Source organism: Ruegeria denitrificans (assembly GCF_001458295.1).
GTDB classification, from domain to species: Bacteria; Pseudomonadota; Alphaproteobacteria; order Rhodobacterales; family Rhodobacteraceae; genus Ruegeria; species Ruegeria denitrificans.
On the sequence record NZ_CYUD01000003.1, the window covers coordinates 56,762 to 82,683 of the forward strand.

Annotated in this window: 22 protein-coding genes and 2 pseudogenes; 16 read left to right on the forward strand and 8 right to left on the reverse strand. The window is 53.3% G+C overall.

Features of this window, described 5'->3' with window-relative positions:
• The first annotated feature begins 53 nt into the window (after nt 1-53).
• From RUE5091_RS05035 to RUE5091_RS05050, 4 genes and pseudogenes are all read left to right on the forward strand, one after another.
• Nucleotides 54-2,120: an oxidoreductase gene (locus tag RUE5091_RS05035; protein ID WP_058281094.1), complete on the forward strand. Its 2,067-nt coding sequence runs from the start codon at nt 54-56 to the stop codon at nt 2,118-2,120.
• 55 nt (nt 2,121-2,175) lie between these two features.
• Entirely contained in the window at nt 2,176-2,628 is a 453-nt protein-coding gene (locus tag RUE5091_RS05040; protein WP_058280813.1) for a GNAT family N-acetyltransferase, read from the forward strand.
• A gap of 86 nt (nt 2,629-2,714) precedes the next feature.
• Nucleotides 2,715-2,939 (forward strand): annotated as a pseudogene (locus tag RUE5091_RS23920) (IS6 family transposase); the annotation flags it as partial.
• A 57-nt stretch (nt 2,940-2,996) separates the two neighbouring features.
• Nucleotides 2,997-3,705, forward strand: a pseudogene (locus tag RUE5091_RS05050) (IS6 family transposase).
• A gap of 71 nt (nt 3,706-3,776) precedes the next feature.
• On the opposite strand, the gene RUE5091_RS05055 reads toward RUE5091_RS05050, so the two are convergent.
• Nucleotides 3,777-5,204, reverse strand: a complete 1,428-nt coding sequence (locus RUE5091_RS05055; RefSeq protein ID WP_082643556.1) for a sensor histidine kinase — start codon at nt 5,202-5,204, stop codon at nt 3,777-3,779.
• A gap of 296 nt (nt 5,205-5,500) precedes the next feature.
• On the opposite strand from RUE5091_RS05055, the gene RUE5091_RS05060 reads away from it, so the two are divergent.
• Nucleotides 5,501-6,838 carry a cytochrome P450 gene (locus RUE5091_RS05060; RefSeq protein ID WP_243470716.1) on the forward strand — a complete coding sequence of 446 codons (1,338 nt, stop codon included), beginning with the start codon at nt 5,501-5,503 and terminating at the stop codon, nt 6,836-6,838.
• 61 nt (nt 6,839-6,899) lie between these two features.
• On the opposite strand, the gene RUE5091_RS05065 is transcribed toward RUE5091_RS05060, so the two are convergent.
• Nucleotides 6,900-8,030, reverse strand: coding sequence for a response regulator (locus RUE5091_RS05065; RefSeq protein WP_082643557.1), 1,131 nt, complete (start codon nt 8,028-8,030; stop codon nt 6,900-6,902).
• A gap of 389 nt (nt 8,031-8,419) precedes the next feature.
• Entirely contained in the window at nt 8,420-9,160 is a 741-nt protein-coding gene (locus RUE5091_RS05070) for an acyl-homoserine-lactone synthase (RefSeq protein ID WP_082643558.1), read from the reverse strand.
• Between the two features lie 397 nt (nt 9,161-9,557).
• Between RUE5091_RS05070 and RUE5091_RS05075 the strand changes: the two genes are divergently transcribed.
• The 3 genes from RUE5091_RS05075 to RUE5091_RS05085 all read left to right on the forward strand — a co-directional run bounded on the left by RUE5091_RS05075 (nt 9,558) and on the right by RUE5091_RS05085 (nt 12,765).
• On the forward strand, nt 9,558-10,643 hold the full coding sequence (locus tag RUE5091_RS05075; RefSeq protein WP_165590752.1) for a response regulator: 1,086 nt from the start codon (nt 9,558-9,560) through the stop codon (nt 10,641-10,643).
• A gap of 403 nt (nt 10,644-11,046) precedes the next feature.
• Nucleotides 11,047-12,192: a M24 family metallopeptidase gene (locus RUE5091_RS05080; protein ID WP_058280817.1), complete on the forward strand. Its 1,146-nt coding sequence runs from the start codon at nt 11,047-11,049 to the stop codon at nt 12,190-12,192.
• A gap of 195 nt (nt 12,193-12,387) precedes the next feature.
• Nucleotides 12,388-12,765 (forward strand): nuclear transport factor 2 family protein, encoded by a 378-nt coding sequence (locus RUE5091_RS05085; RefSeq protein WP_058280818.1) that lies wholly within the window; start codon nt 12,388-12,390, stop codon nt 12,763-12,765.
• A gap of 127 nt (nt 12,766-12,892) precedes the next feature.
• Here the strand turns inward: RUE5091_RS05085 and RUE5091_RS05090 are convergent, their stop codons facing one another.
• Nucleotides 12,893-13,861 (reverse strand): LysR family transcriptional regulator, encoded by a 969-nt coding sequence (locus RUE5091_RS05090; RefSeq protein WP_058280819.1) that lies wholly within the window; start codon nt 13,859-13,861, stop codon nt 12,893-12,895.
• A 129-nt stretch (nt 13,862-13,990) separates the two neighbouring features.
• Here RUE5091_RS05090 and RUE5091_RS05095 point away from each other — a divergent pair, with 129 nt between their 5' ends.
• The 6 genes from RUE5091_RS05095 (at nt 13,991) to RUE5091_RS05120 (ending at nt 21,185) form a co-directional block, all read left to right on the forward strand.
• A complete protein-coding gene (locus tag RUE5091_RS05095; RefSeq protein WP_058281096.1) occupies nt 13,991-14,998 on the forward strand; it encodes a TAXI family TRAP transporter solute-binding subunit in 1,008 nt (335 codons plus the stop codon).
• A gap of 81 nt (nt 14,999-15,079) precedes the next feature.
• A complete protein-coding gene (locus RUE5091_RS05100; RefSeq protein ID WP_058280820.1) occupies nt 15,080-17,293 on the forward strand; it encodes a TRAP transporter permease in 2,214 nt (737 codons plus the stop codon).
• 3 nt (nt 17,294-17,296) lie between these two features.
• A complete protein-coding gene (locus RUE5091_RS05105; RefSeq protein ID WP_058280821.1) occupies nt 17,297-18,535 on the forward strand; it encodes an NAD(P)/FAD-dependent oxidoreductase in 1,239 nt (412 codons plus the stop codon).
• 37 nt (nt 18,536-18,572) lie between these two features.
• Nucleotides 18,573-19,313: an aspartate/glutamate racemase family protein gene (locus tag RUE5091_RS05110; protein WP_058280822.1), complete on the forward strand. Its 741-nt coding sequence runs from the start codon at nt 18,573-18,575 to the stop codon at nt 19,311-19,313.
• Nucleotides 19,314-19,423: 110 nt separating this feature from the next.
• Entirely contained in the window at nt 19,424-20,158 is a 735-nt protein-coding gene (locus RUE5091_RS05115) for a hypothetical protein (RefSeq protein ID WP_058280823.1), read from the forward strand.
• 10 nt (nt 20,159-20,168) lie between these two features.
• On the forward strand, nt 20,169-21,185 hold the full coding sequence (locus RUE5091_RS05120) for a D-cysteine desulfhydrase family protein (RefSeq protein ID WP_082643572.1): 1,017 nt from the start codon (nt 20,169-20,171) through the stop codon (nt 21,183-21,185).
• A 138-nt stretch (nt 21,186-21,323) separates the two neighbouring features.
• Here RUE5091_RS05120 and RUE5091_RS05125 read toward each other — a convergent pair whose 3' ends face one another.
• On the reverse strand, nt 21,324-21,788 hold the full coding sequence (locus RUE5091_RS05125) for a putative molybdenum carrier protein (RefSeq protein ID WP_058280825.1): 465 nt from the start codon (nt 21,786-21,788) through the stop codon (nt 21,324-21,326).
• A 556-nt stretch (nt 21,789-22,344) separates the two neighbouring features.
• Here RUE5091_RS05125 and RUE5091_RS05130 point away from each other — a divergent pair.
• Together RUE5091_RS05130 and RUE5091_RS05135 are read left to right on the forward strand one after the other, a co-directional pair.
• Nucleotides 22,345-22,560: a hypothetical protein gene (locus RUE5091_RS05130; protein ID WP_058280826.1), complete on the forward strand. Its 216-nt coding sequence runs from the start codon at nt 22,345-22,347 to the stop codon at nt 22,558-22,560.
• A gap of 95 nt (nt 22,561-22,655) precedes the next feature.
• Nucleotides 22,656-24,059 carry an MATE family efflux transporter gene (locus tag RUE5091_RS05135; protein ID WP_058280827.1) on the forward strand — a complete coding sequence of 468 codons (1,404 nt, stop codon included), beginning with the start codon at nt 22,656-22,658 and terminating at the stop codon, nt 24,057-24,059.
• Nucleotides 24,060-24,064: 5 nt separating this feature from the next.
• On the opposite strand, the gene RUE5091_RS05140 is transcribed toward RUE5091_RS05135, so the two are convergent.
• The 3 genes from RUE5091_RS05140 to RUE5091_RS05150 all read right to left on the reverse strand — a co-directional run bounded on the left by RUE5091_RS05140 (nt 24,065) and on the right by RUE5091_RS05150 (nt 25,880).
• Nucleotides 24,065-25,162, reverse strand: coding sequence for a M56 family metallopeptidase (locus RUE5091_RS05140; RefSeq protein ID WP_058280828.1), 1,098 nt, complete (start codon nt 25,160-25,162; stop codon nt 24,065-24,067).
• Nucleotides 25,149-25,544 carry a BlaI/MecI/CopY family transcriptional regulator gene (locus RUE5091_RS05145; protein ID WP_058280829.1) on the reverse strand — a complete coding sequence of 132 codons (396 nt, stop codon included), beginning with the start codon at nt 25,542-25,544 and terminating at the stop codon, nt 25,149-25,151. Before RUE5091_RS05145 ends, RUE5091_RS05140 begins: the two co-directional genes overlap by 14 nt.
• Before the next feature lie 66 nt (nt 25,545-25,610).
• Nucleotides 25,611-25,880 carry a DUF2160 domain-containing protein gene (locus RUE5091_RS05150; RefSeq protein WP_370731977.1) on the reverse strand — a complete coding sequence of 90 codons (270 nt, stop codon included), beginning with the start codon at nt 25,878-25,880 and terminating at the stop codon, nt 25,611-25,613.
• Between the last annotated feature and the right edge of the window lie 42 nt (nt 25,881-25,922).

Below are 25,922 nucleotides of genomic sequence, written 5' to 3' on the forward strand. Positions count from 1 at the left end.
ACATTCCAGACAAAATCAGCCAGCGCATGGCGCAGCTAGCTAAGGGTAAAAATATGGGCAGGGACTCTCGATACGACATCCTTTTCGAACCAGTCCAAATCGGGCCAGTTACTGCGCCAAACCGGTTCTATCAGGTGCCGCACTGTACAGGAATGGGGTGGCAATACCCTCGTACTCTTGCTGCGATGCGTAAAGTGAAAGCGCAAGGAGGGTGGGGCGTCATATGTACGGAGTATAACTCCATCCATCCATCATCTGACGACCTTCCGCACCCCTATGCGTCTCTATGGGATGACAGTGATGTTCGGGCGCACGCACTGATGACCGATGCTGTACACGAACACGGTAGCCTTGCGGCGGCTGAGCTTTGGTATGGCGGCGCTAACTCGAACAACTTGTTTTCCCGCTTGCCGAGCATGGATGTCGACAGTCGGCCAAATACGAAAGGACATCCCTATCAAACCCGCGCTATGGACAAGCAGGACATTCGAGATTTGCGCCGCTGGCATCGAAAGGCCGCTTTGAGGGCACGAGATGCAGGATTTGACGTTGTCTATGTTTATGCAACGCACGGGTATCTGATCTCGAATTTTCTGCATCCGCGCGTGAACACGCGCAGTGATGAATATGGTGGCAGTTTGGAAAACCGGGTGCGCCTCACCCGCGAGTTGATTCAGGAAACCAAAGACGCCGTTGGGGACCGGTGCGCCGTGGCCGTTCGGTTCTCGGCAGATGAAGAGATCGGCGAGGATGGCCAGCCGATCTATGGTGAGCGACGAGAGATGTTTGAGATGCTCTCTGATTTACCAGATTTGTGGGATATCAACATCGCAGACTACTCGGTCGAGATGGGTGTGTCTCGATTTACCAAAGAAGCTGCTCTTGAACCCTATATGCATTGGGTCAAGTCCGTGACGGATAAGCCTGTGGTAACCGTTGGTCGCTTTACGTCACCGGATACAATGGTCTCGCAAGTCAGGCGGGGGATTACTGATTTCATTGGTGCAGCGCGCCCGTCGATTGCCGATCCTTACCTTCCAAAGAAGATCGAGGAAGGACGCTTGTCTGCGATCCGCGAGTGTATTGGATGCAATGTCTGTTACGCCAGCGACTCGATCGGAGTACCTATTCGTTGCTCTCAGAACCCAACAATGGGGGAGGAATGGCGTAAAGGCTGGCATCCAGAAATCCTTCGCAAGAAGTCCTCAGAGGCGCGTGTTCTGATCGTCGGGGCCGGGGCTGCCGGACTGGAAGCAGCACGGGCACTTGGTGTGCGAGGGTACGATGTCCTACTGGCGGAAGCTTCACGTGAGTTGGGTGGCAGGGTCTCGCGCGAAGCAGCTCTACCTGGCATGAGCGAGTACATTCGCGTGAAAGACTATCGCGAGCAGCAATTGATTGAGATGCCCAACGTTGAAATCTACCGTGAAAGTCCGCTGACAGTTGACGATATCTTGGCCGTTGAGGCTGATCACGTAGCGATTGCGACCGGCGCGACTTGGCGAAAGGAGTGTTTTGACGAAGAACGTTTCGTCCCGGTTACAGAAGGAGCCGCCCTAAGTCGCGTTTTCACCCCAGATGACATCATGGATGGAAAGCTTCCCGACGGACCGACGCTCGTTTTCGATGGGGATGGCTATTACATGGCCAGCGTCATTGCTGAGAAGATACGAGCGCAGGGACATGCTGTAACGCTGGTCACACCGTCTGACAGTGTTTCTGATTGGGCGGGAAAAACCTCCGAACGTTGGCGCATCCGAACGCATTTGCTTCGCCTAGGTGTCGAGGTCCTGCCGTCAAAATCGCTTGTACAGTTTGATGGCGAAATCGCGGAGTTAGAGTGCACTTATGGCGGGCCAAGTGTGACCGTACCCGTTGCCAACACTGTTATGGTTACTGCTCGCAAGCCAAATGATAGCCTTTACAGGGGGGTGCTCGGCCGGATGAGCCCTGAGGACTTGCCATTCAGTCTTCGTCGCATAGGAGATTGTGATGCGCCGGCGATTATAGCCGCAGCGGTTTATGCAGGTCATCGATACGCTCAGGAATTGGAAGAAGCCGTGGATGAGGACATTCCACTTAAACATGATCGTGTGGACGTCGGGCAGCAGCCCATTTGACCGAATGGCGCGATCTCGGTTGTAGGCAATCAAAGAAACGTTGGAGGAACCACCCATGCCGGAAGGCTTAGTTATCCGCCCCCTCGAATTGAAAGATCACGAAGAGTGGAGCCGCTTATGGACGGCATATTTGGAGTTCTACGAGACCTCTGTTTCAGAACAAGTCTATGAGATTTCGTTCAACAGGTTGTTGTCAACAGATGCAGGTGAATACAATTGTCTTATCGCTGAGTTGGAAGGAAGGCCGGTTGGAATAGCGCACTACCTTTACCATAGGTTCATGTGGTCAGTGGAGGATACTTGTTATCTGATGGATCTCTTCGCCGACCCGCAGGTTAGGGGAAAAGGTATTGGTCGGGCTCTAATCGAGTCTGTTTTTCAGATCGCCAAACAGCACGGTGTTCCAACCACCTATTGGACAACTCAAGAAAATAACTACCAAGGTCGAATTTTGTACGACAAGGTGGCTAAAAGAACGCCATTTATTGTTTATGAAAAAGACGAATGACCAACTGCGTTTTGTCAGAAAGGTCTTGTCGGCACTGTCAGAAGAAACCCACTTGAGCCGGGCAGGTGGTTTCGTAGATTCGCGACATTACAAAACGCTCCCCATTCCGTTACTTCAAAACCAGCCCAGTGATCATTCGCCTAGCGGTTATGATGTATGTCCGGTTCCAGCTATCGCTTCGGATCGTGGAAGGCCTTCTGCATGAGCGCGGCATCGACGTGAACCACGAAGCAATCCGGTTTTGGTGGAACAGACTTGGTCCGTTGTTTGCCGCTGAGATCCGCCGAAACCGCGTCCATAGTCTCCGCGCGGGTCTTGTCAGAAGAACTTTGCTTGAGCGGGGCAGGGCGGTTGCGTAGCTTTTGTCCATGACCAAACCTGCCTCTTTCAAATACTTTAAAACCAATCCCGAGATCATTCGCCTTGCGGTTATGCTGTATATCCGATTCCTGCTCTCGCTTCGGAATGTAGAAGATCTGCTGCACGAGCGCGGTATCGACGTGAGCCACGAAACGGTCCGATATTGGTGGAGCAGGTTCGGTCCGATGTTTGCCGCCGAGATCAGACGAAAGCGAGTTCAGCAACTGCGCGCATTCTCGAAATGAAAGTGGCACGTGGACGAGGCTTTTTGTGAAGGTAAATGGCAAGAGACACTACCTCTGGCGGGCTGTAGATCATGAGGGCGAAGTGTTGGAAGCAGTTGTCACCAAACGCCGAAACAAGCAGGCCGCATTGAAATTCCTCAGGAAACTGATGAAGCGCCATGGCTGTGTGGAAGAGACTGTGACGGATCGCTTCGCATCGTATCGGGCCGCTCTCAGAGAGCACGGTGCTATCGAAAAACTGCAGACGGGAAGGTGGCTCAACAACCGCGTGGAGAATTTGCATCTTCCGTTTCGACGACGCGAACGCGCCATGCAACGTTTCAGGCGCATGCGAAGTTTACAGAAATCCGCATCCCTCCATTCCTCCGTCTACAACCACTTCAACCAGGAAAGATCGCTAGCCAGCAGAGATACCTTCAAGCTGACGCGCACCGCCGCTCTTGCCGAGTGGCGCGAACTTGGCGCGGCATAAACGGCAGCTATACTGGCCTAGCTGAGACTGGTTCGAATTCCTCTGACAGCACCCATTTGGTCCGTCGGAAGTTACCGTGAAGATACGACCCCAGTTTTCAAGGTTCGCAGTTGTTTATTGGTTTCAATCGCCTTGCTTTCCAACATAGGTAGTTCAATGAAAAACTCGGTGCCTTTGCCGAGAACACTTTTATAGTCAATAATTCCTCCAAAGTGTTCGACAATTTCTTTGGAAATATGCATGCCAAGCCCGGTTCCTCCGGCGTGCCGCTCATCTGAAGAGTCAATTTGCGAAAAGCGGTCAAAAACTTTTTCCCGGGAACCTTTTGGAATACCGATGCCCTGGTCTTTTACGAATATGCGCACGTTCTTACCGACCCTTTCACAACCAGCTGTGATTTCTCCACCTTCGCGCGAGAATTTGGCTGCGTTGGAAATCATGTTTGCTAAAACCTGAAGAAGTCGCATTGCGTCCGCTCGTACATACACATTGCCACTGCCGCGGATGTCTTCTGTAATTTCTACATTATGTGCGCTGACATACCCCAAGTTGCATGAAATTGCTTCTCGAACCAATTCGTGCACTTCAATTTTTCGCTCGCGATAGTTCATTTCGCCAGCTTCCATTTTTTGGATGTCGAGCACGTCGTTAATCAAGGAGGCGAGGCGTTCACTGTTCTTGCTTGCCAGGAGAACGAGATTTTGCATCGGTTCAGGAATTTCACCCAATGCACCGGTATTGAGCAGATCAAGAGATCCCTTGATTGAGGTTAGAGGAGTGCGCAGTTCATGGCTGACTGTGGAAATGAATTGAGACTTGGCAATGTAAGCGGCCTTTGTTCTTTCATGCTCTTCTTTAAGTTTTTCGAGTTGCTCCAGGTTTTTCCGGTACAGTTTCAGAAATACCAGAGAACAGTCGATCAAGAAGTACATCACAAAAATAACGGTGAAAAACTGTAGCCAAAGATCAGACGAAAGCTCGGGACGTTCGACCCAGATGTCCTTCACAACTATGACCATGAATGAAACGCCATACATCGCCAGGCGCACACTCATTGCCCAGACAAACTGATGGTTATTCATCGCTGCAAACAACGCCGCTGCAAACAAGAAAAACAAAGGGGTAAAGTGTCCACCAACCGGCTGTTTGAAGGCAACTGAAACAGCGTACAGGCAGATCGCAGTTGAGCTGAGGATCGTGTTGAGCAGTATCCACGCAACCATCATTGCAATTGCTTTATGCTGGTCCGGACCTAAGCGAGGCACGCGTTTTGCGAGCATCAAGTCCTGTACTTCGCAAATTAAGATCACTCCGTAGAACAACAGCGCATTTACGGGATCAAAGAAGAATCCGGTAAGAATGGTTGTGGCAAGAAAAATAGCTTGTCGCTGCCATAAAAGCGCGAAGCTCATGGCGGTGTAGTCTTTGATATTTTGCAAGAGCCGGTTTTCCGGCTCGCCGGTTGATCGGTCCGGCTGTGCTGGGTCGATAGCCGTCATCCCAATGTCTTTTTTCTCGTACTCACAGGGCGGGAATATCCGAACAATGAGGACGCAGTTGGTCGGAATTGGGTTCACAGTTTGGCAATAATTGTGGCGTACCCGGAAAATTGTTGAGTTTCAGGTGGGGTATTTCCCCAGTTACCGTGGTACCTATATTGTTGCGTAAGTGCCTACATGGGCGTCAAAAGCCTATGATTTCGTTGCTAAGACGGTGTCTTCCCACTTAAGTTGAAGCGTAGGCAGGCTTTGATACTCCAAGGAACCGCGTTTTGACTGCGTTTGGAATGACGAAAATGAAGCAGTTCGACGTCACTCCGGTTGCGGCGAAACTGGCCGAAAAACCTGTGACTTTGATCCAGTTCGCAAGGTCGGCCGGTCGAAACATGCTTGAAGTCATACCAGTTGAAACTCTGCGCCAAACCTATGTTCGCGGGCCGCTAAACATACACTACATTTGTGATCCGGAAATGATCACTGAACTGCTTGTTGGGCAGGGCCGCGCTTTTCCTAAGGCAAAGTTCACAAAGGATATTATCGGTTCGGCCGTTGGCAACGGTTTGATATTATCCGAGGGTGAGAAATGGCGTCAGCAACGGCGGCGGTATTCTCCTTTGTTCGCGGCCAGAAATCTTCCGGTTATGGCTAAACATTTTGCTGAAACCGGTGCGGAAGTTGCAGACTCCTTAGCGGAAAACGAAGGTCCGGTAGATGTATCTCAAGTTGCACCTGCCTCGACTTTGACAAACATTTCACGAGTGATCTTTTCAGGAAACGAAGAGGTCAGCTCTGAGCAAATTCGTTTAGGGCTGATTGCATACTTTAACTATATTTCAGATTTATCGCTGTTCGATTTGATGGGATTGCCAAAATGGTTGCCGCGCAAGAAATGGCTTATGAGCAAGGCTCCGGTTACCAAGATGAGAGACCTCGCGCGACAAGTTATAGAACACCGTCGGTCTGAAAACCGGGGTGAACCCCGTGACTTTCTTGATTTCATGATTGAGGCGCTGAAGACGGATTTCGAAGACGAAGAGACGACTGTCGATAATCTGCTGACCTTTGTAGTTGCAGGTCATGAAACCTCGGCCAACGCGCTGGCTTGGGGGTATTACCTGCTGGCGTTGAACCCAGATATTCAAAACAGAATTCGAACTGAAATTCAGGCCGTACGACCTGATGGTTTGGTGGAATTTTCTGACCTTGAGTCGATGCCATTGTTGCGCGCCCACGTGAAAGAAACTTTGCGCCTTTATCCATCTGCGGCTTTTTTCGCCAGGGATGCGTCAGAAACCGTCGAAATCAAGGGTGTTACAATTGAAAAGGGAGACGCGCTTTTTTTCCCTGTTTATTCGTTGCACAGAAATGAAAAATTATGGGACGATCCTGATCAATACCGACCGGAACGGTTCTTGGGTGCCACTCTGCCACGCGGTCAATATATTCCCTTCGGAGATGGGCCCAGAATTTGTATAGGTGCGCAATACGCAGAAACGGAGATCATGGTTTTGATGGCCTCGGTGCTGCGCTGTATAAATTTTTCGTTGGGCGAGGCAAAATTACCAGAACCAGTTTTGACATTTACGATGCGCACCAGTGGCCCGCTCATACTTGAAGCCGAACGGGCTTCGTAAGAAGCCGAAGCGCGAATCCACTTTGCACTCTGAAGAACAAAGGTGTTCCTGACCTTATCTGCTATCGATCAAGGTAGGTATTGGTGCTGTAGAGCTCTCGCAGCACAGTGTCAAAGAGCCTTGTGCTAGGCTTGTTCTTGCGGACGGACTCGGTTGTTGACTGCATTTGCGACTGCGATACGGCGATTTTTTCCGGCTTACTTTCTCTCTTGTTTGCTTTTTCACACGCCTGTTTTAGGGCCGCATTCGCACCGGATTTAGAGAAAGAGCGCATTGACAAAGGTGCGCTCATCACCACTTTGAGATGCGCAGGAGCATTTCGGCTGCTTAAAACTGTCCTCAGTTTCAGATTAAGAACTTCTTCAGTAGGCAGCCGGTTCGTAAAGCCACGCCCGTGAGTTACGATCAGGAAAGTGCCACTTCCCCGGTAGGAAAATACACCGTCGGTCTTCCTTGATGTTTTTTCTATGCATTCACCGAGGTCGGAAATGACGCGCCGAAAAGCACCAAAATCATTTATATCAAAATGATACCCGGCGCCCCGTAGTTTGATTGCCGTCACCCAAGAGTCAAAGCGGCGTCCTCTTGAAAATTGATCGACGTAGTTGTCGAACTCGACATAGCGCAAACACCGATCCAATCCTTCGATCGACAGGGGATCTTCGAAATTGAACTTCTGATTGTAGTCCAATTCTTCGCGAAGGTTCTTTAATGAGGCCGAAGAAGTCTTTGCCCTGAGCCGCTCCATCATCAAAAGATGTGCTGCATTCATGCGGCTGCGCAGTTCCAAAAAGTCAAAGGGCTTGGTGATGTAGTCGAAGGCACCTTCCAAGAAAGCCCTTTCAATGTGCTCCTGGTCCGTCATTGCGGTCAGCATAATTACGGGTGTTTCAAGATATTCCGGTGTTCTGCGAAGCTGTTTGAGCAATTCAATCCCGGTGGTTCCGGGCATTTGAATGTCTACGAGCAGGCAATCAAACGGAGTTTCTGCCGCTTCAATTTTCTTTAGTGCCAATTCGGCCGATTCTGCCACTGAAACTTTACAGTTTTCAAGTTCCGGAAGGGCCGACTGGAGGAGCTCAAGAATACACGGTTCGTCATCGACAACTAAAACGTTAAGCGTCACTTGCCTCAGTGCTTGGAGGTCCAATTTTAGTTGAAACCGATCATTGCCGAAGGTGGAATGTCTCATAACTGATGAACCGTTACTGCCCTGCCTAACGTGCCTAGATTAGGCGTCGAGTGGGACGAAACAGCGGCAAAACAGCAGAAAATCTATAGGAAACGAGGTATTTTCTTGACCTTATTTTGGCAATTGCGGTCTTTACGCCCACTTTTGTGTATTGGACGCCAGGTCTTTAGAGCTTCATTTAAGCAATAGAGTATAGCAGCGGTTTTCATCAATTGGGTTAACGAGCTTTGCAATATACCCAATAAAAAACATGAAGAGAATTTTCGGATCAACGGATTGTGAGACAGGCAACTCAATCTTCAAAACTCTTTAAGATCCCATGTCTTGCAGATTGACGTGACATAAGAAGGGCAGCCCCCCCTTCGTTTGAGCTGCCGGTGTAGAAAAGCCTATCTGTCAATATTGAACAAAACGGATTGGCTTGCGGTGCCGTCTATCGAGAATTTTGCCCCGACCGGAGAAGCTGAAACGCCTAACCGTCTTGACCAACGTGCCCAGAGAGCAGGGACGATACCCAGTATGCTTAGCGCTCCACTTTGTTCTGCCGCAAGAGTCATTTGGTGAAACAACTCTTGCTGAACCAAGAGCCTGCGCGAAGACGAAACGCTGTCCGATACAAAAAAACGCGTTGCTTCCCAGACACCCTGTTTTACCGGCGCGTCAAAAAACAGAATATCAGTAGGCATTCCTTTTAAGATACCTCTCTGCGCATCTCGCAACATATAACTGTATATTCCACATTGAGCCGTGCTTGGAAGAAGCCTTACCCCGCCAAGAACCTCGCCGAATTCATGAAGAACGATCCACTGGCAGGCGGGGGTATCATATTGGTCGAATTCCATTCTGTCAGCTTCGCCAACTTGCCACTTCAGCTTGTCGATAAAGATGGCCTTTCGCATTTCGAGGTACTTCGTAAGCAAAGTGCCATGTTCGTGCATGTTGCGAAAACTCATTGTGGTCGAGCGAACGTCACCAAACGCGCCCCGAGGTTCAGGCTCGGCACGTTTGACGGTAAACAACTTGCGCCGCGCCAAGGACTTTGGCGCAGTCGGAGCATCATTGGCGGGACTCAGATCTGGAAATGCTTCCGCTGCCTGGTATGCCCGCCGATAGCTGAGTGGTCGGTCCATATTTTACTCGTAGTTTCGCCACACTTATGACAAGATTAATTTAGGTAGGTCCACAACCTAATGAAGTGTTATCGGCAATTGATGCGAAACTGTGTCTAATTCACATCCCTTGAGTCTAATAGTTCACCATCAGGGTAGAGCCTCTTAATCGTCACAGCCACATTTTTGCTTTCTTCTGGGCTCACTACTGGGTAAATTTTCCGTCAAGCTGTTGTTAAGGCTTAGTTTCAGTTTCTTGGCTTCTTACGGATTGGCGAGTGAACAAAGTGTGATTGGGTTGTGCTTCAACGCAAGGCTTAGCGCCGCAAGATACTAAGTATGATCCACATTAAATAGCTTGTTGGTTTACAACTGCCGGATGCAGTTTACGTCAGTTAATTGAATAAACGAGAAAATGATGCGTAGACATAACGAGGCCCATCTTGGGTCAACGTTTTGCCGCCTTCTTTCTGCATTATGGTGCTGTCGAGAGAGTTTTACGCATCAGCCAATCGTTGCTCTTTGTCTGCAATACACAGCGATTGGTTCGATGCAAGAAGTTGGTGAAAAGAATATGCGTATACTGGCAGTAGACGATGACCCTAGCATTCTGGAGTTGCTGAACAGCGTACTCGCTGCATTCGGATACAAAGACGTGGCTACCGCCCGCAGTGGTCAAGAGGCTCTCGAAATATTATCGGACCCGTCACAGGTATTCGACTGTTTGCTTCTGGATGTGCAGATGCCAAAGATGAACGGAATTACTCTGTGCGAGGAAGTCCGCAAGATACCGGATTACGTATATACGCCCATTATCATGGTGACCGCCATGGTGCAGAAACAGTATATTGACGAAGCTTTCGAAGTTGGAGCCACTGACTACGTTACAAAGCCCTTTGAGTTTTCTGATCTGAAGCAAAGACTTTCGGACGCTTACAGGATGGCAGCTGAACGTAGAGCAGCAATCGAGGTGCTCAAAGCTGATGAAGAACAATGGCAGTCTTCGGAAGTTTATCCGGGTGTTCGTATTTGCGATCCGCAATACCTTGGAGGCTTGCCTGGATGCATCGGACTGGCCGAATTTGAGAATTACGTCATCCAGGTTTCCACGATGCATTCCACAGCTGCAAACATAGTGGCTGTCAAAGTGACTGACATGGAGCAAGTCTACAAATCTGTCTCACCGAACGAGTTTCGTGAATCCATGGCCTCAGCGGGTGCCGCGCTGCTTAGGGCCACTAAGGAGGGGCGCAAAGTAGCGACGTATTGGGGTAATGGCGTGTTTCTGTTTGTCTTCGACAAGCAAGACGGAAAGAGTGCGGAACGGCTTGTGCAGCAGGGTCCGGAAATTGCGGACGGCGTTTTGTTAGGCACCACACTGGTTTTTCTGGTGGGTGAAGAAATTGCGCTGGAAGCTACAACTAAAATGGAAGCGCTGTTCTTGATAGACAAGGCGGTAGAGCTGGCTGAGTTGCGAGGCGATCAAGTCGCTCAATCAGGTTAAGGTCTCCAGTACCAGGGGCTCGCTTACCCGCCTTGATCGCAGCGCTGGCAGCGATCGCGATATATGAACGGTTCATCAGTCAGATTTAGATTTGCGTAGAATTGTCACGCTTAGCTGACGAACGCGCCCGATCCTCCGTGTTTCAATTTTCAAGGTATTCTTGTTCAACGCTCAGGCACTGCAGCGCACCGTGCTGCAGGTTTCAGACTTTCGATCGGGAAGAGCAAATCAGGTCGCGTCGGTTCAGAGGCAGACCGTTGGAAACTATTTCGCTGACAAATCCCAGATCAGATCCAGATATCGATTTCTTCGTGTAGACCGAAAGAGAGACCTGTTCTACCAATCAGGGTAAGTTCAAAAAATCAGCGGAAGGCAAGGTGTGCCTTCAGGACGGAGGCTGACGATGTTTGCCAAAAGAATGCAGAGTTTCCGAAGCCGTATGCAAGAGGCTGATATAGATGTCGCTCTGATCACAGATGAAGACAACATGTACTATCTGACCGGGTATTACGATTATCTGCATATGGAATTTGGCCGCCCAACTGTACTCGTCATACATCGTGACGGCGAAAGTCTGTTAATAACCCCAACCATTGATCTGAACACTGCACAGGCGGCAGCCAAGGTGGATCGGATCGCTGCTTGGAATGACGGTATGGGCGATGAGTGGAGGGCCGAATTGCCTGACGCAGTTAAGGGCGTCAACAGTGTTGGGATCGAGCCTGATAGTATGCCACCGATGGTGCGCCGATATGTGGATGTGATTATTCCATCAAATCAGCTGGTTAGCGCTGCGTCTCTACTCTCTGATATGCGCATGGTGAAATCATTTGAGGAGTTGCAACTGGCACGGCACGCTGGCGAGGTGGCGACGGCCATGATGGAAGCCGGGCGTCAGGCAATAGGACACGGAGTTCCGGAATATGAGGTTGCGCTGGCAACTTCTCAGGCCGGGACGCGTAAGGCGGCGGCGCTTTTGGCTGCTCACTATACAGACGCTGAAATGTCTCCGAATACCCATTTTTTGCAGATCATGGCATCTGGAGATGCCATCATCAAAACGCATCACCGCGCTACAACCAGGATCATGCAGCAAGGTGATCCTGTGTTTTTGTGTTTTTGTGGGATGACCAATTTTCATCGTTTCAAACTGGGCTTTGATCGAACTTTCTGGATTGGCGATATAAAAGACAAACAGCAGGAACGCGTATATGAAGTTGCGGTGGCTAGTCAGGCAGCGGCTTTAGACGCTTTGCGCCCAGGAGTTACGGCAGAAAGTGTGCACGCGGCCTATGCTGAAGTCATCGAAAGCAACGGCTATGAGTACCCATTTCGGTGCGGGCGCGCCACGGGTTTCAGTTTCCTGGAAAAACCGCAATTGGTCACAGGAGACAAAACTGTATTGCGCCCGGGAATGGTTTTTGCAGTAGACGGTTCGGTCTCAATTGACTCATTCCGCGCACAGGTTGGTGACAGCTTCATCATCACTGAGGATGGCTGGGAGGCAATAACCGAACATCCAAAATCTCTGGATGCGGTCATCATCTGAGGGGCTTGCCTTGACGCGGGTATGGGCTTTTCGCTTTTCCTGCAAACTCACATGAGTCTCAGGCTCAATGCCGTGCCGGTCAGGTCTAGGCCGGGTTGAAAATGTCTGCCGGACCTGTGCGGTCTGTTCTTTGATACGTGTCAAGTTGGCCGAAGATAAAAAGCGGTACAATTAGTGACAATGCAAGGGGGGCTCATGGAAGACCTAGTTGAAATTGGAAGAACCTTCGTTCAGGCAATGCGTAATCGCAGAGGCCTTGAAAATGTTGATGAAATGTATGCGGAAAACGCACAGTCGGTTGAGGCGGTTGTGCCTCCGGTTCGACAGTTCCGCATTACAAAGGGCCAGGAAGCCATCAAAGGAAAAAGAGAGGATTGGCTGGCTGCGTATGAAATCCGGGAACTTGACGTTGATGGCCCTTACGTTCATCCGCCCAACCGCTTTGGGGTGCGATATAGGGCTGAGGTAACTCGGAAGGCCACAGGTGAACACATGACCTTACGCGAGATAGCCATTTATTCGGTGGCAGAAGGCAAGATCGTTCAGGAAGAATTTTTCATGCTGCCAAAATAGGAATCGCGGTCGGCAACAGTGTCGTGGCCCGGGCGGTTTGCCCGATGACGTGTGCTGTTTGACGTTCGATGGTCAGTTGATCCAGGCATGTCTTGTTGCATGCGGGAAGGGCGTCAGTGTGTCAATGTCAGGTCTGTTCGTCGGACTCGTCCCCGATCCATTCCGTTCGCGGGTTGGCTTTCACTTCTTCAAGCATTTTAAGAACTTCGGCTTTCCAACCCGCTTTGATTTTTAACGCCAACTGAGACGGCGGGCGGTGGGCAGGTTCAAGGATTGCGTATTCATATCTAAGCGGATTGACCAATGGTATGAAAACGACCTTGCCATTGGACAGATTCATTTCGCGCTCGGTTGCGACGGTCAACGGGTCAACGATGGTGCTGCACTGGCCCGAACTGACAAAGGGAATGAGGGGTAGAAAATACTGACAGGTCACGGTCGGATCATAGATTGCAGACACGTTCTGAAACTCTTGTCGTATTTTTCTTTGGAACGGGTGCGTCGCGTACAATCCTCCCATTGGCATCCCGCTCAGGTCGGAAATTGCAATGCTATCTCGCGAGGCCAGCGGATGATCACAATCTATCGCACAGAAACAGTCTGCTTTGATGAGTTCGGCTGAATATTGTGCTTTTCGCCCGGCCGAATGTTCAAAATCGGCAAATCCGAAATCGATGTTTTGTGTTCCCGCCAGTTCAATGATTTGCGGAGAGCTGCGCGAAGACAGCGTGATCTGAATGTCCGGGTTCTCACCCAACGACTGGCTGATGAAGCGTGGGAACAAGAACGCAGAGGGGCCCGGCATCGTTGCGATATTCAGGCTGCCGGAATGCCCTTTGATCAATCCCTCCATGGTGCTGGAGATCGTTGCAAGGCGATCCAGAATGCCTGCGGTCTCGGCCAGCAGATAATGCGCCTCGGGGACCGGAACAAGCCGACGTCCTCTGCGTTCAAACAGTGTCAGGCCCAATGATTTTTCCAGATTTTTAAGGGCAAGGCTGATCGCAGGCTGCGTCCGGTTGAGTTTCTTGGCGGTCTGAGAGATGGAGCCGGACTCCATCACTTCGCGAAAAACGGAAAGCTGGGTGAGGTTCATGGCTAAACATATAAGTTAAAATTTAGTTTTGTGAAATATAACAAATTTGTATTTATGGGAATTGCCTTTACGCTTGCAGGATCGAAATTCGGGGAAACCGAATCCGACGTTCAAACTTGGGAGATGACAATGAAATTAGTGAAATGCTTGACTGGATTGGCTTTGGCTGGCGCGCTGGCCGCACCGGCGCTGGCGCAGGACCCGACCTTTTTCCGCATTGGCACCGGCGGTGCTGGCGGAACTTACTTCCCCATTGGCGGCACCATCGCAAATGGTATCTCGGCCCCTCCGGGTTCGCGCCCCTGTGAAGAAGGCGGCCAGTGCGGCGTTCCGGGTCTGATCGCGATTGCGCAATCGACCACCGCGTCGGTGTTCAACAACGCCGCTGTTCAGAACGGTGAACTGGAAGCTGGCCTTGCGGCGGCGGACGTCACCCGCTCGATGTATCTGGGCGAGGGCAAGTTCGAAGGCAAACCGCACCCCAAGCTGCGCATCGTCGCCAATCTGTTCCCTGAAGACCTGCACCTGGTGCTGCCAGCCGGTTCGACGATCAACGATCTGGGTGATCTGGAAGGCAAGCGCGTCGGTATCGCGCAGGCAGGGTCGGGTACGCAGGTTGCCGTGCTGCAGATGCTGGATGCCTGGGGCGTCAACCGTGACAACATGGACGAAGCCGAGCTGAACAACAGCCAAAGCGCCGAGCGCTTGGCCGATGGTCAGCTGGACGCCTATTTCTACGCTGCAGGCTGGCCGGTTGCTGCTATGGTGCAGCTGTCCTCGACCAAGGGTATGAACCTGCATTCCTTCAGCGACGAAGATCTGGCCAAGATCAACGAGATCATTCCGGCCTATATCCCCTCGGCCATTCCGGGTGGCGTTTATGAAGGTATCGATGGCGAAACCAAGACGCCTGCGGTCAGCGCGATGCTGGTTGTGTCGTCAGACCTGTCGGATGATCTGGTCTATCAACTGACCAAGGCGATGTGGAACGACAACACTCGCAAGCTTTTGGACAACGGCCATGCCAAGGGCAAGCAGATCACTGCCGAAACGGCTTTGGACGGTGTCGAGGCGCTGGGTGTTCCGCTGCATCCGGGTGCCGAGAAGTTCTACAAAGAAGCTGGGCTTCTGCAGTAATCGCATCTCATCGTAACCTATCGTCCGGTGCCCCATATCGGGGCACCGCACACTTGAATTTTGCGAAATCAGGGGGCCATCATGACCGAGACCCAGAAACTTGATGACCACGAGCTGACGGCCGAAGAACTTGCGGCCATCGAAGAACAGTTCGACGAAGGTGCCGCTGTCCGGCAGGTCACACCAACCACCGGTAAGGTCCTGCGCGTCGTTGCCCTGATCTTTGCATTCTATGAATTCTTTACTGCCGGATTCGGCTTGCCAGCCGACCATTGGCATATGGGCATCTATCTGGCCCTACTGTTCATTCTGGTCTACGCGACCATTCCGATTATCGGGTCGCAAAGCCTGTATGCGCTGAAAGTCAGCCGGTTCCGTATCGGAAACATCCCCCTTTATGATCTTGTCTTCATGGCGCTTGGCATCATCGCAGCGCTGTACGTAGGCTTCGCCTGGCGCGGTATTCCGTTGCTGGGGATCGAGGAGCAGACATTCCGCATGGGTAACCCCAACGGCTATGACGTGTTCCTGGGTGTCATCATCATCCTGCTGGTGCTGGACATCGCACGCCGCACGTTGGGTTGGGTCCTGCCGCTGATCATCTGCGTATTCATCTCATACGCCCTGCTGGGGCCGTATTTCCCGGGGTTGCTGCAACATCCTGGTGTGAACTTCAAAACCTTCGTGTCGTCGATGTATTTCCCGCAGGAAGGCATCTATGGCGTCACTCTGTGGGTCGTTTCGACTATTGTGTTCCACTTTGTCCTGTTCGGCGTGATCGCACAGCGCACAGGGCTGGGACAGCTTTTCATTGATAACGCCACGATTTTGGCGGGCCGCTATACTGGCGGTCCTGCAAAAGTGTCGGTGGTGTCCTCGGCCTTCTTCGGCACGATCTCTGGTTCTTCGGTGGCCAACACCGTTTCAACCGGAGCGCTGACCATCCCCAACATGAAGCGCCTTGGATACCCCGGCCATTTTGCAGGCGGGGTCGAGGCAGCGTCTTCGGCGGGTGGTCAAATCACACCACCGATCATGGGCGCCGCGGCCTTCATCATGGCCGAGTTCCTTGAGGTTCCGTACACCACCATCGTGATCGCGGCGATCTTCCCGGCGCTTCTGCACTATGTTGGTGTCTTTGCCGTTGTGCACCTGATGGCGCGCAAGCTGGACCTGAAGGGGCTGACCAAAGACCAACTGCCGCAACTCAAGGCCGTATGGGCCGAAGGGTGGGCCAATATTGTGCCGCTGATTGGTCTGCTAGTGGTGCTGTTTACCGGTTACACGCCGTTCATGTCGGCCTTCTGCGGTATCTCGCTGGCGGTGATTGCGGGTATGTCGCGGATCAAACAGCCTCCGACGCTGATCTACGCAGCCGCATTCCTGGCCTTTGTCCTTTGGAAATTCTCGGACGGCGGGTTTGATATGACCATGACGGCCATTCTTTGCACCTTGTCTGTGGTCGCAACACTCAATCCGCAAAAACGGATCGAAGTGCCCGAGATGCTGCAGGCGGTCGAATTGGGTGTGAAATACTCGCTGGCCGTGGGTGCCGCAGCTGCTGCTGTGGGAATTGTGGTAGGAGTGATCAACACTACTGGCATCGGCTTCCGTATTGGCTTCATGGTGACACAGGGCGCAGGCAATCTGGCGGCGGATCTGTACAACATGATCTCGTTCGGCAGCTTCCAACTGTTTGCGATGGAAGACCTGCAACTGTTCATCTCGCTGGTGTTCATTGCCATCGTCTGCATCCTGATGGGCGCGGGTATTCCCACCACGGCGCTGTACATCATGCTGGTGTCGGTCGCACAGCCCGCGCTGGCGCAGCTTGGCGTGCCGCCCATCGCCAGCCACCTGTTTGTGTTGTACTACGGGGTGGTGTCTGAAATCACGCCTCCGGTCTGTACATCGGCCTATGCGGCGGCGGCGATTGCGAATTCGAACCCGTTCCGTACCGGACTTTCTGCCTTTACCCTTGGGTTGGGCAAAGTCATTGCGCCGATGGCCTTTGTCTACGCGCCGGTTCTGCTGTTTGTGTCTTCGACCGGGTTTGATCTGTGGGAATTCACCTATACCGCCGCTAGCTGTATTGCCGGGGTTATCGCCCTGTCGGCTGCAGTCGTGGGGTTTTGGTTGAGCCCCTTGAACTTGGTGTCACGCATATTGATGGCAATCGCCGGGATCATTTTCGTGGCGCCGAGCCTGACCGCTGATCTGGTCGCTCTGGCCGTGGCGTCACCGGTTATTGTCACGCAGTTGATCGCCCGCAATCGCAGTCATTCCACGGCCTGACAAATGACGGAACAAGTCACCATCATCGGTGCCGGCATCGTCGGCATCTGCTGCGCCCTGTCTCTTCAGGAACGCGGTATCCCGGTTCGGCTTGTCGATAGGGGCGAGCCGGGTCAGGAGACCTCGTTCGGGAATGCGGGTGTGGTGTCTCCTTGGTCGATTATCCCACAGGCGGTTCCGGGGATCTGGAAGAAACTGCCCCAGATGCTGTTGGACCCGAAAAGCGCACTATCGGTCCAGCCTGCCTTCTGGCCGAAGATGATCCCCTGGGGGTTACGGTTTCTGGGCAATTCCGGTAAAAAGACCGTGCGCGAAGTCTCGGATGCCATGGAGCTTTTGTGCCGTCCGTCGATTGACCTGTACCGTCGGCATTTACAAGGTACTGGCCACGAGGACCTGATCGCCGACAGCTACTATGTCCACGCGTTCCGTCGCCCGGAACAAGCCGATCTGGAAGGTCTCGACTATCTGATCCGCCAGGAAAAGGGCGGTGATCTTGAGCGTGTCGACGGTCAGGAATTGCGTCGTCTCGAACCTGCGCTGAGCTCTGAGTTCAAAGCGGCAGTACTGATCAAGGGGCAGGCGCGTGTGACCTCGCCCGGGCGCGTTGGAGCGGTTCTGGCGGAAAAAGCGCGCCAGCAGGGGGCCGAGATCGTAAAGACCGAGATCACTGGGCTGACCGCGACACAAGACGGCGATTGGCATCTGTCCACACCGCAAGGAACATTGAACGCGCACAAGGTCATTCTGGCGGCGGGCGTTTGGTCCGCAGAACTATTGAAACCTCTGCGCCTGTCTGTCCCGCTTGTCGCCGAACGCGGGTATCATGTCGAGTTTCCGACCCCAGCAGCCAACCTGAACAACTCGGTCATGGATGTGGATGCAAAGGTGGTGGCAAGCTCGATGGCGGACGGGCTCAGGGTTGCTGGCACGGCCGAGTTCGCAAAGGTCGACGCGCCAATTGATCCGCGCAAGGAAAAGCTATTGACGGAACAGGCGAAGTCGATGGTACCGGACCTGGATACTAGCAAGGCGCGGTTCTGGATGGGGCGGCGGCCGTCTTTCCCTGACAGTCTTCCCGCGATTGGACAGCTTGAGAGCAAAACCGGGCTATATGCTGCGTTCGGGCATTCCCACTATGGCCTGATGATGGCCCCGAAAACCGGAGAGCTGGTGGCTGATCTTGTGTCCGACCGCAAACCTAACATCAATCTGGCGCCGTATTCACCAAACCGGTTTTGAACCTGCGGCACATTCTCATCGAAGGGACCTGAACACCATGCCGATTTACGAAGGCGGTCAGAACATCTGCGGGGCCTCAATAGGCGTTCTTTGTCTTGAGAGCTATTTCCCCAAACCTCCGGGGCATATCAAGAATCCGTCCAGCCTGCCGTTTCCGGTTCTTTATGAAATGATTGACGGCGTGACAGTGCCGACCCTGTTGAAAAACCCTACGTCCGAGCTGCTTGACCCGTTCCTTAAAGGTGCGCAGCGGCTTGAGGCCGAAGGTGTGCGGGCCATCACCGGCAGCTGTGGTTTTCTCGCCCTGTTTCAAAAGGAACTGGCAGCAGCAGTGTCTGTCCCTGTATTTTCGTCCAGCCTGATCCAGGTGCCTCTGGCCTTTCACATGACCGGAGCCAACGCGCCTGTTGGCGTGGTGACCGCAGATGCATCGGCACTGACGGACCGGCATTTCGCAGGCGTCGGAGCGGCTGGTATTCCCGTCGCCGTACAAGGGTTGGAGCACACCAGTGAATTCGCCGATGTGATCCTGCGCAACACAAGAACCCGTATGGACACCGATCTGATCGAGGCTGAATTGATGGATGCAGTGCGCAACCTGAAACGGCAATCACCTGACATCCGGTCCATCGTTCTGGAATGCACCGATCTGCCGCCGTACGCTGCGCGAATTCAGCAAGAGCTTCAATTGCCTGTTTTTGATCTGACGACCTTGGCACAGATGGCGCATACAGTTGCCACGCGCAGCGCATATTTCGGGATCATGCCCTGGACGTAAAGATCGGCGGGCCGGGCGTTTCATACCTTTTCGGAAAGGCATGGACCCCGGACCGCAATTGCGGATACTCCGAACCTTGCAAGGGGTGATCATGACCAAGGGGGTGTGAAGTGACCGTCGAACTATCCATCCTGATGGTCGCCATCTGCTTGGGTGCTGTATTGCAGGTCGGTGTCGGTATTGGGTTCAGCATCATTGCGGGCCCGCCGATGATGATCCTGTTGGGAACATCGACGGCCGTGCCCGTCTTGCTGTTGTTGAACACCATAGTGTCATTGATTGCCACCGACCGACGCATCCTCGCGAACAAACGAAAGACAATCCTCATTGGCATTGGCGGGTGCCTTATTGGTGTTTTCGCAGGCCTGGCAATCTACCCGTTTCTGAGCGAAGTGTTCGTTTTGACCCTGACAGCCTGCTTGTTGCTGATCGGGCTGATCACAACCCTAATCCCGTTTCACCGCGCTATTGGCACGGCGGGTTTTTCAGCCGTATCAGGGTTATCCGGGCTTGCAACCGTTTGGGCGGCGACTCCCGGACCGCTGATGGTGTTTGGCCTGATTGCGAAGGGTCACCAAGCCAAAGAAGTCGCAAAGCTAGTCCAACCTATTGCTCTGGTGGCCTATGGGATTGCGTTCATGTTGCACAGCCTGTCTTCGGCGCAGGCAATTCCGTTTGGATCGCAACTATGGGCATTCATTTTGGTCACCCTGATCGGCAGCCTGATTGGCCGCGCCATCGGCCCGTATCTGCCGCAACCTCTTATCACTGTGGCAATCCGTCTGGTTTCGTTGATCGCCTGCTGTGTTCTCTTTCAACGTGCCTATGTGATGGCCTATCTCTAAGGGGCAAATGATGACACACAATGATATTCTGGCCCAATTCCCACGCGCCCAGCTTATGTCAGGTCCAACCCCGCTGGAGCGTCTGAACAGGATGTCCGACGAACTGGGCATTGATCTCTGGCTGAAGCGTGATGATCTGACGGGCCTTGGGTTCGGGGGAAACAAGACACGGCAGCTCGAGTTCTATTTTGGCGACGCGCTGCAACAAGGTGCTGACACCGTCCTGATCACTGGTGCAGTTCAATCCAATTATGTGCGTTCTGCTGCTGCGGCTGCTGCGCGGTTGGGTATGCAGTCGGTCCTGCAATTGGAAGAGCGGGTTCCGGATATGGGGCCTGACTATTACACCTCTGGGAATGTGTTGTTGGCGAGAATTCTGGGGGCCGAGCACATGAGCTATCCTCTGGGTGAGGATGAGGCCGGTGCCGATGCAGCCCTGCATGCGCGTGCGGATGAATTAAAGGCGCAGGGACGCAAGCCTTACGTCATCCATCTGGGGCTGCATCACCCGCCGCTAGGGGCCCTAGGTTATGTCGCCGCTGGTCTGGAATTGTGCCAGCAGATGCGCGATTTCGATGCGGTCGTGGTCCCGTCGGGCAGCGGGGCGACGCATGGCGGTTTGTTAACCGGCGTTGCGCTGGCCGATGTGTCGGCGCCGATCTTCGGAGTTTGCGTGCGCCGGAACAGCGAGCAACAGCAAGCGCGCATGGAAACTGTGCTGCAAAAGTTGGCAGTTTTGCTGGGCATCGAAGCGGCCCCTCTGCAGGACAGGATTGACGTGACAGACAATGCATTACCTCCGGGCTACGGCAAATTGAGTACTAAGACGCAGAACGCCTTGGAAAAGATGGCCCGGACCGAAGGAATATTCCTTGATCCTGTTTATACCGCGAAAACCTTCGCAGGATTGTTGCACCTAGGGGAAACAGGAGAAATCCAACAGGGGCAGAAGGTTGTCATGTTGCATACGGGCGGACTGCCTGCGCTGTTTGGTTACCAAAGTGAGTTGTTAGGCGGTTTGCAGTAAAACAACTGTCAAAGTTCTCAAAAGGGTGGATCAGTATTTTGCCTTCGCCGGTTTAGCCAGCGCATAGATGGCAAGCAGAAAACGTCGGAGATCCAACGTTTGTGTTCTGGATGAAAACAGAAAGCCGGGGCTTTGGTTTCAGGCCCTTATGAGGTCCAAGTTCCGATCCAGTATCTCGCGCACCTGCGCACCGATTTGCGGGGCTTCGGATGCTCGGGGGCCTGCTATATTCAGGACTGACACTGGGTTGGCCTTCAACCATTCTCTAGTGCGCGCCGAGCTGGTGGCTATGCCCATCCTGACGTCAATAACCAGATGCGGTCTTTCAGCTTCGTTGGCAAAAACAATGGTTTGCTGTGTGCCGGGGCTGAATGAACCATCCACGAAAATCAACGTGGCATCGCTTGATAAGACATTGCAACGGGTGCGTTCTGCTACGTCTTCAGAAGCCGTTTCGGTCAGACTTTTGAATTGGCTGGGAATCCGACCATCCTCGTTCATGCGGCCTTTTGGGACCCAGCCGCCATAGGGCAAACCGTTTTGGCGCGCGAACTCCAAAGCGGCCATGTCCACGCCGGTCTGCCCACCTGAGACGATTTTCATAACCCACGTCCTTTTAGATTTAACCAAGCGTAGCCAGGTCATTCAGCGGTCGCAATTCGGGAACGTCCGAATAGCCAAGGGAATTCACCACTTGGCGTGAAGGTGCTCGGTATAAATAGCTGTTTCGCCGCAATAAGTTTTGCATCTGATGGCAGCAGGCGACAAAGGAAATAAGCTTTGTTGAGTGCCATTAAGGAAATAATCCTGAAACAACGACGCCTGCTCAACACCAAACGCGCCCGGTAATGCCACAATTGATGAGCCTGACCGTCCAAGACGCTGCCAATTAGACTGGACCGATTTGTTTGACGGTGGGCATCCTTGTTAGTGAAGGTTGTTCGCGATGCTGCAGTGCAATTTTTTTTGAACATTGTTCAAAAATCAGGAGAGGTAAACGGCTGAACAGTATTTCTAAAGGTAAGCTATCTGAAACCGCAGAAAACTGGACAAAATTGGTACGGATTGGCCGCGACAACCCTAACCTCTGGGCGGCGCTGTTTGACCACAAGATGCCCCCGGCGTACCTGTGCCCGACTGCTGCCTATGAGAACATGGCTTGCAGATTGTGCAAGTGATCGACCCGCTGGTGGAAGTAAGCCCCGTTTTGGATGACGCCACGTTGACCTTGTGCGCAGGTTCCGTATTTGCAGTTGTCCATGGAGCCGTCAAACTGACACTAGAGGGTCGCTTTGGTGCATTGGGTGCGGGTGCCGTTCGGTCGCGACTGTCTGAATTTGCCCTGCAGGTGCTGCGCGGCTATCAGGCAGCCTAAATGGAACCCAAGGCTTAGCAGGCAATTGCGAACAGGCGTTCGACGCGACCGTTTGCGGAACCAGAAAAACAGGCACTTCAAAGGACCGGGATAGCATGGCGACAAAATCCAAAAGCAAGGCGGTCTTTCTGACGGGCAGTTTGATGGGGCATGTGACCCGGATGTCTCTGACCACCAGTATTGGTCTGATGGCGATATTTGCCGTTGATTTCGTGGATATGGTCTTCATCTCGATGTTGGGCAACGACGCACTGGCCGCGGCGGTTGGTTATGCCGGGACGCTTTTGTTTTTTACCAACTCAGTCAATGTGGGCTTGTCGATTGCTGCTGGGGCATTGGTCGCCCGTGAACTTGGTGCAGGGCGGCATGAACAAGCGCGCCAGTTCGGAACCAGTGTGGCGGTTCTGGGTACCGTGGTCGGGTTGATTGTGTCAATGACCGTCCTGTTCAACTTAACGTTCTTGCTGTCTCTTCTAGGTGCGGAAGACGAGGTGTTGCGTCTGGCCGCCCGTTACACTTCGATCATTCTGCCGACCATGTGGGTAATGGCGATGGCTATGACTGGGATGGCGGTTTTGCGCGCATATGGGGACGCGCGGCGTTCTATGCTGGCCACAATCTATGGCGGCGTGGCAAATGCCGTTCTGGACCCGATCTTGATATTCGCTGTCGGGTTGGGATTGGACGGGGCGGCCATCGCCTCGGTCATTGCGCGTATTTGCATGTTGGTCGCGGCGGTCGGGCCGGCTGTACGCGTGCACCGTGGTTTTGGACGACCCTCACTACAGCAACTTAGGGCCGATATTCGACCGGTCGGCGCGATTGCGGTGCCTGCCGTTCTGACCAATATCGCCACCCCTATCGGCAACGCTATTGTTATTCGCGAGATCGCGCAATTCGGAACCGATGCAGTGGCAGGCATGGCCGTAATTGGGCGGTTATTGCCCGTGGCGTTCTCGGTCATCTTTGCTCTGTCCGGTGCCATTGGGCCAATTGTCGGGCAGAATTTCGGGGCAGGGCAGTACGACCGGGTGAAGCAGAGTTTTCTGGCCGGGGTCAAATTCACCGCTGTTTATGTCTGCCTGATGGCCGCCACGCTGTTTTTGCTTCGCGCGTCGATTGCCGATCTGTTTCAGGCGCAAGGGGAAACGCGCGCGCTGATTTACCTGTTTTGCGGGCCGCTGGCATTGGCATCTTTCTTCAACGGCATGATCTTTGTAGCGAATGCCAGCTTCAATAATCTGGGGCATCCTGTGTATTCGACATGGGTGAACTGGGGGCGGCATACTTTGGGCACATGGCCCTTTGCCGTGGCCGGCGCCCATATTGCGGGGGCGCCCGGAGTGCTGATGGGTCAGGCGTTGGGTGGTGTGATTTTCGCTGGGGTTTGTTGGGTTATGGTCCGCCGAGTTGTATCAAAACTGGCCACGCCGCAACCGATGGAGCCGTTTGCCGGGCAGAACCGATTGCAGGCGCTATTTGGGCGACGAGGGTGGTAATTCAGTCAATTCCCCTGATTGCGGGCCTCCAGCCGTTCGAGGTTGACGACGGTAGATAGCATCAGCCGATCGTGGCTCCAATCCTCGGTCTGTTGGATTGAAGCGGCACCAAGTCCTAGCAGCAGGGCAAACAGAACGGTCAAACCAAGGAACATGAATGGCGTGGATGTGTTTTCCGATGGTGCATCGGCCAGTGCGATCACACGCTGCCGCAGAACCCGCTTGGCTTTGCCGCCTGTAACCAGAGCCACATTCAGCACCCGAGGGCTGCCGCGCGAAACGGTACGGGCGCAGTAATCCAGAAGGCATCTGGTGTAATCCTGAGTGTCGATGCCTTTGCGGGCAACTACCGACTGATCGCAGGCCAGCTCACGCAAGCGGTCGAACTGGTATTTCAGCACAATATAGGCCGGATTCCAGAACAGCAGGGGGCGCAGCAATTCGAAACCAAGCTCCCATTCTACATCACCAGCGCGGATGTGCTGCAGCTCATGCGCAAGGGCAAATCGTATCTCGCGCGGGGAATCCAGCAGGTGACTGGGCAGCACCACATGGCGTCGGCGCAACCCGCGCACGGCAAATGGAACTGTGATGCGGTCAGACAGACGGATATCCACGTTGGCTGATTGGCGCCACAGAAAACTGGTGTTCACCGTCTCGCGGATCGACAGACCATCGCGGATCACACGCAGGGTATAGGCAAGCGTGCCCAATGCCATCAGCACAAGGACAGCCAAGACAATGGGATAATCCCCGCTGAACAAAATTTCGGCCCAGCGCTGCCGCGTGTTCAGTAAAGCCTCGAATTGGGTGGCCGGCATGGCGATGTCACCGCGCAGGTAAGCCGCGACAGCAATATCACCGATGGCAACTGTACCCTTGGCCGGGGTGTGAGACGCCAGCACGGACACGCCCAACGCCAACAGAGGGCTGAGGACGACACACAGGCAAAGCACCTTGAGCGCGCGCAGCTGTGTCACAAATCCGTGGCTGAGGGATGTTCTGGTCAGAATGCCCCGTGCAACCAGCCACACAAGCGCGGCCAGCCCTAGGATCAGATTCAATTCCAGATACGCGTCGAGAACCGGTTTAACCGCTGTCATTTTGCAGTCTCCTTTCTACCAGTGCTCGAATTTCCTCCAGATCGGCTTCGCTGAGCCCTGCGTCGTCAACCAGACGCGCGACCAGTGTGGCGGGCGTGTCGTCGAACAGGGTCCGCGACAGGTTTTGCAGGGAACGCGCCTGATACCTGTCCTTTTCCAGCAGCGGCGTATAGATCAGCGTCTTTCCATCCTTGCGGCTTTCGACAAACCCTTTTTCATCGAGAATGCGCAGGATGGTGGCGCCGGACGTATAGGCCAGATTGCGTTCGGCTGGCAGGCGATCAAGCACGTCACGGACCGAGCCCCGACCCAGCGCCCAGAGTTCATTCATGAACTCAAGTTCCACTTCGGTCAGTAGGTTTGTTGTTTTTTTCTTTCGCATCGGTCTTTCGTGTCGCATTTTTTAGTATGCCTGCCAGACAAGCATCCTTTCGCTGTTTCGCAAAGCTTAAACTTTCCAGAAGACGAAGATGCCCCAGCCGATGGACAGGAAAAGTGGCGTCCAGACCGGTTGGCCGACCAGTCCCAGCCATGCGAGGAAGATATAAGCCGAGCCCAGCAGGGTGATGAACAGCCTGTCCCCCAGCGTGGTCGTCAGGCCCAGCACGCCGCGCCGTTCGATCCCGTCGCGAAACTTGAACCCTTCGAGCACGCCGATCAGGGCAATAGCCGAAAAGATGCCCACGAATACGGCCAATGTGGCCGGGGTCCAGGCCATCCAGAAATCGGGCCACAATGGGTCGGTCCACGAGAACCCTTT

What these genes read in the sequence shown, in the direction of transcription:
- RUE5091_RS05080 (WP_058280817.1), top strand. Translation starts at nt 11,047, where the DNA reads ATGTTTGCCAAAAGAATGCAGAGTTTCCGAAGCCGTATGCAAGAGGCT.
- RUE5091_RS05095 (WP_058281096.1), top strand. Translation starts at nt 13,991, where the DNA reads ATGAAATTAGTGAAATGCTTGACTGGATTGGCTTTGGCTGGCGCGCTG.
- RUE5091_RS05090 (WP_058280819.1), bottom strand. Translation starts at nt 13,861, where the DNA reads ATGAACCTCACCCAGCTTTCCGTTTTTCGCGAAGTGATGGAGTCCGGC.
- RUE5091_RS05040 (WP_058280813.1), top strand. Translation starts at nt 2,176, where the DNA reads ATGCCGGAAGGCTTAGTTATCCGCCCCCTCGAATTGAAAGATCACGAA.
- RUE5091_RS05075 (WP_165590752.1), top strand. Translation starts at nt 9,558, where the DNA reads ATGCGTAGACATAACGAGGCCCATCTTGGGTCAACGTTTTGCCGCCTT.
- RUE5091_RS05110 (WP_058280822.1), top strand. Translation starts at nt 18,573, where the DNA reads ATGCCGATTTACGAAGGCGGTCAGAACATCTGCGGGGCCTCAATAGGC.
- RUE5091_RS05065 (WP_082643557.1), bottom strand. Translation starts at nt 8,030, where the DNA reads ATGAGACATTCCACCTTCGGCAATGATCGGTTTCAACTAAAATTGGAC.
- RUE5091_RS05060 (WP_243470716.1), top strand. Translation starts at nt 5,501, where the DNA reads ATGAAGCAGTTCGACGTCACTCCGGTTGCGGCGAAACTGGCCGAAAAA.
- RUE5091_RS05070 (WP_082643558.1), bottom strand. Translation starts at nt 9,160, where the DNA reads ATGGACCGACCACTCAGCTATCGGCGGGCATACCAGGCAGCGGAAGCA.
- RUE5091_RS05135 (WP_058280827.1), top strand. Translation starts at nt 22,656, where the DNA reads ATGGCGACAAAATCCAAAAGCAAGGCGGTCTTTCTGACGGGCAGTTTG.
- RUE5091_RS05140 (WP_058280828.1), bottom strand. Translation starts at nt 25,162, where the DNA reads ATGACAGCGGTTAAACCGGTTCTCGACGCGTATCTGGAATTGAATCTG.
- RUE5091_RS05085 (WP_058280818.1), top strand. Translation starts at nt 12,388, where the DNA reads ATGGAAGACCTAGTTGAAATTGGAAGAACCTTCGTTCAGGCAATGCGT.
- RUE5091_RS05125 (WP_058280825.1), bottom strand. Translation starts at nt 21,788, where the DNA reads ATGAAAATCGTCTCAGGTGGGCAGACCGGCGTGGACATGGCCGCTTTG.
- RUE5091_RS05145 (WP_058280829.1), bottom strand. Translation starts at nt 25,544, where the DNA reads ATGCGAAAGAAAAAAACAACAAACCTACTGACCGAAGTGGAACTTGAG.
- RUE5091_RS05100 (WP_058280820.1), top strand. Translation starts at nt 15,080, where the DNA reads ATGACCGAGACCCAGAAACTTGATGACCACGAGCTGACGGCCGAAGAA.
- RUE5091_RS05120 (WP_082643572.1), top strand. Translation starts at nt 20,169, where the DNA reads ATGACACACAATGATATTCTGGCCCAATTCCCACGCGCCCAGCTTATG.
- RUE5091_RS05105 (WP_058280821.1), top strand. Translation starts at nt 17,297, where the DNA reads ATGACGGAACAAGTCACCATCATCGGTGCCGGCATCGTCGGCATCTGC.
- RUE5091_RS05055 (WP_082643556.1), bottom strand. Translation starts at nt 5,204, where the DNA reads ATGACGGCTATCGACCCAGCACAGCCGGACCGATCAACCGGCGAGCCG.
- RUE5091_RS05035 (WP_058281094.1), top strand. Translation starts at nt 54, where the DNA reads ATGGGCAGGGACTCTCGATACGACATCCTTTTCGAACCAGTCCAAATC.
- RUE5091_RS05150 (WP_370731977.1), bottom strand. Translation starts at nt 25,880, where the DNA reads ATGGCCTGGACCCCGGCCACATTGGCCGTATTCGTGGGCATCTTTTCG.